At 39.7% G+C, this 6,516-nt stretch carries 6 protein-coding genes; 4 read left to right on the top strand and 2 right to left on the bottom strand.

The window, feature by feature from the left end; all coding sequences use genetic code 11:
• Positions 1 to 305 precede the first annotated feature (305 nt).
• The 4 genes from ACE1CC_RS23675 to ACE1CC_RS23660 all read left to right on the top strand — a co-directional run bounded on the left by ACE1CC_RS23675 (position 306) and on the right by ACE1CC_RS23660 (position 4,922).
• Positions 306 to 2,255, top strand: a complete 1,950-nt coding sequence (locus tag ACE1CC_RS23675) for an iron uptake porin (protein WP_413272898.1) — start codon at positions 306 to 308, stop codon at positions 2,253 to 2,255.
• A gap of 132 nt (positions 2,256 to 2,387) precedes the next feature.
• Positions 2,388 to 3,224 (top strand): Rpn family recombination-promoting nuclease/putative transposase, encoded by an 837-nt coding sequence (locus ACE1CC_RS23670; protein ID WP_413272899.1) that lies wholly within the window; start codon positions 2,388 to 2,390, stop codon positions 3,222 to 3,224.
• Between the two features lie 61 nt (positions 3,225 to 3,285).
• The gene (locus ACE1CC_RS23665; RefSeq protein ID WP_413272897.1) at positions 3,286 to 4,101 is read left to right on the top strand and encodes a hypothetical protein; all 816 of its coding nucleotides are present in this window, start codon (positions 3,286 to 3,288) and stop codon (positions 4,099 to 4,101) included.
• 8 nt (positions 4,102 to 4,109) lie between these two features.
• A complete protein-coding gene (locus tag ACE1CC_RS23660) occupies positions 4,110 to 4,922 on the top strand; it encodes a hypothetical protein (protein WP_413272896.1) in 813 nt (270 codons plus the stop codon).
• Positions 4,923 to 4,951: 29 nt separating this feature from the next.
• On the opposite strand, the gene ACE1CC_RS23655 is transcribed toward ACE1CC_RS23660, so the two are convergent.
• Entirely contained in the window at positions 4,952 to 5,989 is a 1,038-nt protein-coding gene (locus ACE1CC_RS23655; protein ID WP_413272895.1) for a DNA cytosine methyltransferase, read from the bottom strand.
• A gap of 23 nt (positions 5,990 to 6,012) precedes the next feature.
• Entirely contained in the window at positions 6,013 to 6,384 is a 372-nt protein-coding gene (locus tag ACE1CC_RS23650; protein WP_413272894.1) for a hypothetical protein, read from the bottom strand.
• Between the last annotated feature and the right edge of the window lie 132 nt (positions 6,385 to 6,516).

The raw sequence follows: 6,516 nt of genomic DNA, 5'->3' as shown, positions 1-6,516 counted from the left end.
TGCGCTTTAGCGCTACTATTAGCGCTAAAGCGCAACAACGTACCTGCTTAATGGGTCATAGTATCTTTAACTCAAAACCTTGTCGGAACCTTATATATAGCTTCTCTAAATAATGTTTAATCAGCCACACATAATATAAATGAATCGAGAAAAAATTAATATAAGCTTAATTAGCGTTGTATCATCAGTTACTTTTATAAATCATAAGTTATAGCATCGTGATGTTTTTACCAGCTGAGCGCTTATAATCAGCAAAAGCATCAGGATAAATCCTGACAATTGATATGTGTGTGTGAGGAGTTACGGTGAATTACTATTTACAGATCGTCAGCAAAATTGCCTTTCCCATCCTTTTACTTAGTGTTTTTCCACTCAAATCTCTTGCGGTTTCAACTAACCCAGAAAATCAGTTGACGCAAAAGACACTCACAGAAATTAATTCGTCCGAAGAGCATTTAAAAAAAGGTTTTGTCCAAGCCCAATCTTTGCCCGAAAAAATAGATTCAAATTCTGAACCCAACCAAGAGGCTACATCAAACGATCGGCCTGAAAGTGCTGATTCTGATAACGATCCACTTAGCCAAGTGACATCAGTTTCCCAACTATCAGACGTTCAACCCACAGACTGGGCTTTTCAGGCACTACAGTCTTTAGTAGAACGTTATGGTTGCATAGAAGGTTATCCTGACAGAACCTTTCGCGGCAATCGCGCCATGACTCGTTATGAGTTTGCGGCGGGGTTAAATGCCTGTTTAAACCGAATTAGTGAATTATTGGCGGCAATGCCTAATGCAGTCAATCAAGGAGACTTAGAACAAATCCGAAGGTTGCAGGAACAATTTGCTGCTGAACTAGCAACACTCCGAGGTCGAGTTGATGCTTTGGAAGCGCGTACCACAACCTTGGAAAGACAACAATTTTCCACTACAACTAAGTTAAGTGGAGAAGCGATTTTTAGCTTATCTACGGCTTATGGTGCTTATCGTGGTGGCAATGGGAGATTTATCAACAATACTAATCCGGTAAATGGCACAATTCCTAGACCGGGTAGAGATCCAGAGGTTGTGTTAAACGATCGCGTCCGCCTCAACTTACTAACCAGTTTTACTGGCAAAGACTTGTTGATTACCGGACTGCAAGCTTACAACTTTGGCGGTGGACCAAGTGCGGCATTTCCAGGGTTTAACACTGGCGGTAGTCTGGCGGGAACTTTGGGCTACGGAGATGTGATTTTCGGCAATTCTAGTAATGCACGATTGTCTTATGAAGCGCAGTTTCCTACCGTCAATCCGCAAAATCTAGCAGTTACGGGCGGAAATAACAGTGTTAATCTTTACAAACTCCTGTACATTTTCCCCGTCGCCAGCAAGCTGACATTGTTTGCGGGAACAAAGGCAGAAGTATCGGATGCTTTCCCATCGATTCTACCTTTTGCTGGAGAAGGTCAAGGGTCAATTTCCCGCTTCAGCAATCTGCCAGCGTCGCATCGGGTATCGGGAGGCACTTCCCAGACTGGACTGGCATCAGCGGCGGGATTCATCTGGAATATCTCAAACGCTTTTGACCTGCGAGCATTATATGGGTCAGTGCAAGCAAACTTCCCCGAAAATCAAGGATTCCCTGGCACTCCTCTGGGGGCGGGTATTTTCAATGGTAGTTATGTTGCGGCAACTCAACTGACGATCAAGCCGACGAAAGCGATCGATATTGGTCTAAACTATGCTCACAGCTATCACCAGATCAATCTTTTGGGAACGGGACTAGCTTCAGCGGATATTGGCGCGATTCTGTTTGCCCCCAATGCAACCGAGATCAATAGGGCTAGGGGTTCGGCGCTGGTGGCGATCGCCAACCAACCAATTAAAATGGATACCCTTGGTGCATCAGCTGCATTTCGCTTGACTCCTTCCGTCACTCTTGCAGGTTCATTCACCTACATCTTTAGCGACTTGGTACGGGTCAACGCCTCAACCAATTTTATCAGCTGGTTGGTTGGTCTTCATGTCAAGGATGTGTTCACTAAAGGTGGTTCAGCTGGTTTGATATTTGGACAACCTCTCTCTCGCACTTCCACTGGTGGTAGAGCAGTTTCGCCCGAAGATGCCACACCTTATCAGGTTGAAGGATACATTAACTTCAAAGCCACAAATAACATCAGCGTTACTCCTGGTGTATTTGTGATCTTCAATCCTGAAGGATTTAGCAATAATCGCACGACTATTGTACCTGTAGTTCGGACTACTTTTACTTTCTAATTTCTGAATAAACTGAGGATTTTAGATTTTAGATCGATGAGCGATCTAAAATCTAAAATCCAAAATAGGATGCAACAGAAGAATTTTCGATACTATTACAATTATTCACACCTATTTCTCAACAAAAGTTTCTTGGCTTACGATAACACTTGCAAATATCTTGCTGAAAAATTTCCAGCTGCCTTTGTCCAATGGTTGTTGCCGATCGATCGACCTACCACCATTGAGGTTCTCAAAACTGAACTCATTCAAGAACCTATCCGTGCTGATTCTCTGGCTTTCTTGCAAGCCGATAACCAAATTCTACATCTGGAATTTGAAACTCTGCCCTACTCCGATCCGCCGATGCCGTTCCGAATGCTTGATTATTATGTCAGGCTGAAGCGGCAATATTCCTGTTCCATCAATCAAGTAGTAATTTTTTTGCAGCAAACGGCATCAGAACAAGCTTTTGTCTCGGAGTACAGGGACGACAACACCCGACACCGCTACCGAGTGATTCGCCTGTGGGAAGAAGATCCAGCTTTGCTGCTATCCGTTCCAGGGTTGCTGCCATTGGCGACATTATCTCAAACTAACTCGCCGCGAACTTTGCTAGAGCAAGTGGCTAATCGGATTGCTACAATTGAAGAGCCAAATCAACAAGCCGATCTACTCGCTTGTTCCCAAGTCCTCGCAGGTTTGAGGTTTGAAAAAAACTTAATTAGACAATTATTTAGGAAGGAAACTATGCGGGAGTCTGTAATTTACCAAGAAATTCGCGAAGATGGTCTTCAAGAAGGACGGCAACGGGAGGCGCTTTCGTTTGTTACTCGCCAGTTGACTCGCCGTTTTGGTACGATCGCTCCTGAAATGCAAGAGCAAATTCAGACTTTATCTATAGAAGAATTAGAAAATTTAGGAGAGGCACTTTTGGATTTTTCCGCAGCAATAGATTTAGCAAATTGGTTAAATCAACGTCAGCCTTAATTGCTACAATATAGTATGATCTGTGGAAAAGTTCATGCCATATTTTAAGGAAATTTAACAAATGACCGTTGATGAAGCTCTCGCGATCGCAGAAACTCTCCTAGATGGCGAATGCTTAAACGACGTGCAAGAGTTAATCTTCAGACAATGTTGGTCAGGCAGATGTTCATATCAAGAAATTGCTCAACTCTCTAAGTATGATGATGAATATATAAAATCTGTAGCAGCTAAACTTTGGAAACAACTTTCAGATGCTTTTCAGGAAAAGGTAAAAAAGAATAATTTACAGTCGGTTTTTAAGCGATACTTGCAACGAAATCAAGTTAATTTACACAGCGATAAGGTAATAGAAGTCAATCTGACTGGAAAAACATTAAGTAGAGCGAATCTAACAGGTGCAAAACTATTTACAAATCTAGGTATAGATTCTTTTCAAAGCGACTCACACAAATCAACTATACCTAATAATAACACTAACTCCCTAGAAGAAATCATCCAATCTGAAGAAGATAACCAGCAAACTGGCGATAATTCAGAAAAAATCTATGTTTGGAATGATTTACATTTCCACCACGAAGAACAAATCAAGATAGCTGAAGCACTCGATCGCGCTAATATCCTTTTCTTCCCTAATGCCAAAGCACGCCTCACAACATCAGAAGGTAGACAAAATCAAGAAGCCAACTTTCTAATTTTCCATGAAGGCAAATGGGGTATTCTAGAATTATCACATCCTGATGCAGTAAAAACAGAAGAACGCGATCGCCTTTTTGAAACTCATGGCATCCACATCATCTATTATTGCAACTGTAGCAGATGCAATGAAGAACCCGATCGCGTTGTGCAAGAGTTTCTCGATATTTTGAGTCAGGTATAGAGTTAAAAATGGCAAAAGTTTGGCAGGTGATTAAAGTTGGTTTAACTATGGCAGTTGTTGTGATTCCGAATCAACTGTTAATTTGTGATAAATTGCTGGCACAACAAAGCGATCGCTATTCTTCACGAAGGCAATGTAAAGAACCAATGCACAACACAGAGCGTCCTCTACTTGAAGATGAAGCAGTAGCACAAGAAGCTTTATTAGCTTGCGATCGCGCCTTAACTAATACTCCAAAAAATAGCTTAACTTTTATTTTTTTACAAAATAAAGCTTTTGCTTTACAAGCTTTGGGTAGATATGAAGAAGCGATCGCGATTTGGGATCAAGCAATATCTCTACTTCCTCAGTTTGCATCTAATCGAGCCAACGCAGTCAGGGAATTAGAAAGAAATTCCGGGTGGTATTCTAACAGACCAATTCAAATTCCTGATACATGGGTAAAGGCTTTAACTGAAGCATTACGGCTAAGTATAATGAATATGAAACAGCCAAATTATCCCCTATATAGTGATTGGAAGCTGTCACCGAGAGCGATCGCTCTTTCTTCTAGAAATTGCACTAAAAAAGTAGTTTTACCAGAACAATTTGCCAATAATCCTGCTTTAGCAAGGTCAATAATGGAATGTATAGTACGAGTAATTTTGAATGAAGAATATTACCAAAGTAAAAATAATGAATTAGACGCTATTCGGCGTGCTGCTGCTATGTATAGGTTCGCTACACCCAACTACAGATCTATTAATTTACCTCAAGACGCTCAATTTCTGCAAGAAGTAGTTAATAATTACCGACGATTACGTTCTGCTTCTAAGCGTTAGTTATAAATTAAGAACTTTTTAGCTCGGTTTCAGTAATTGAAAAGGACGAGTTGTTTATATTCAGGAGTTTTTGTTTGTGGTTCGTAAGGTTGATTTGATAGGAGGTTTTGATTTAAGATGGATTTAGCGATCGCTTTTACCATTGGTACACAAACAGAATTACCAATTTGCTTGTAACTTTCTCCTAAACTAGGATGAATTTTGAAAGTTTCGGGAAATCCCATTATTCGGTAACATTCCCCAATTGTTAGTTTTCTCACTAAATCTTTCTCAGGAATATAGATAAAAAATCTACCAGAAGTTTCTTGAGATGGAAGTGTCGGATGAACGCCATCGATCGAATAAATTCTATTAGGTTGTCGATGTGTTCTTGATAAATGTTCTGTATTAGGTCTAACTCCAGTTTTCCAAGTACCTTTGTTCCGATAACCAACAAACAAAAGTCCTGATTCTTGTAACTTTGGACTTTCAATTAAAGTATATTCCGATTTATCTAAGATTTCAAAATTACCTGTCTTATCTAAAAAATCTCTGAGTCGAGGGGGAAATTGCCTTTTAATTCGGGAAAAGTTGAATTCTTTACCTTTGCTGGCAATTATAATAATTCTTTCTCGATGCTGCGGAACGCCGAAATTTCTGGCATTGAGAAGTTGAGAGGTTACATTGTAGCCTAAGTTATGCAAACTTGTTAGAATAACTTTGAGGGTGTTGGTGCGATCGTGATAAATTAAATGTTTAACGTTTTCCAATACAATTACTTTCGGTTGTTTAGCTTCAACAATTCTACAAATCTCAAAAAACAACGTTCCTCTCGTATCTTCAAATCCCTGCTTTTTTCCGCAAATGCTAAAAGGTTGACAAGGAAAACCTGCAACCAAAACATCAAAATCTTCTAAAGAATTTGGCTGAATTTGGGTAACATCATCAAAAGGATTTTCGCCGAAATTATTGCGGTATACTTCTTGGCAATTTTTATCAATCTCACAGGAAAAAACACATTTAAATCCAGCTTGTTCAAAGCCTAACCTAAACCCACCAATTCCAGCAAATAAATCTATGAATTTCATTAACTTTTGCCTAAAAGAAGAACTTAATTTTGTGCTGGAAATCTACGTAATAACTCTTCCCGATTAGATTGCATAATCAATTGAGTTACTTCGTTAGTTGGTAATTGAATCAAAGCTTCAATAATTTGGGATAACTCAGGATCGATTATGCCAAATTTTACTTCTAGCATACTCTCAATTGTCAGACGCTTTCCTTGTTGTATCCCTTGCTGTATCCCTTGTTGTATCCCTTGTTGTATCCCTTGTTCTTCCCCTCTTTTTAAAGCATCTTGTTCCCATTGAATGTACAAAGGTGATAATTTCATAATTAAACTCCGTTCTTCTGAGTCTAAAGTTTCTGTGGTTTGTAAGTTGGCTTGGAAATTGGTTAGTAAGGTGAGAATGTGCGATCGCAACGGATAGTTTACTGGTAATTGCTGGATTTAATTTGGTGCTGGAAATCTACTTAATAACTCTTCCCGATTAGATTGCATAATCAATTGAGTTACTTCTTTTGTTGGTAATTGAGTCAAAGGTTCAATAATTTG

The organism is Floridaenema aerugineum BLCC-F46, assembly GCF_041929345.1.
Lineage (GTDB): Bacteria > Cyanobacteriota > Cyanobacteriia > Cyanobacteriales > Aerosakkonemataceae > Floridanema > Floridanema aerugineum.
Note: the sequence above shows the minus strand (reverse complement) of the source record. Positions and strands in the feature narration are given on the sequence as shown.

What these genes read in the sequence shown, in the direction of transcription:
- ACE1CC_RS23665 (WP_413272897.1), top strand. Translation starts at nt 3,286, where the DNA reads ATGACCGTTGATGAAGCTCTCGCGATCGCAGAAACTCTCCTAGATGGC.
- ACE1CC_RS23660 (WP_413272896.1), top strand. Translation starts at nt 4,110, where the DNA reads ATGGCAAAAGTTTGGCAGGTGATTAAAGTTGGTTTAACTATGGCAGTT.
- ACE1CC_RS23655 (WP_413272895.1), bottom strand. Translation starts at nt 5,989, where the DNA reads ATGAAATTCATAGATTTATTTGCTGGAATTGGTGGGTTTAGGTTAGGC.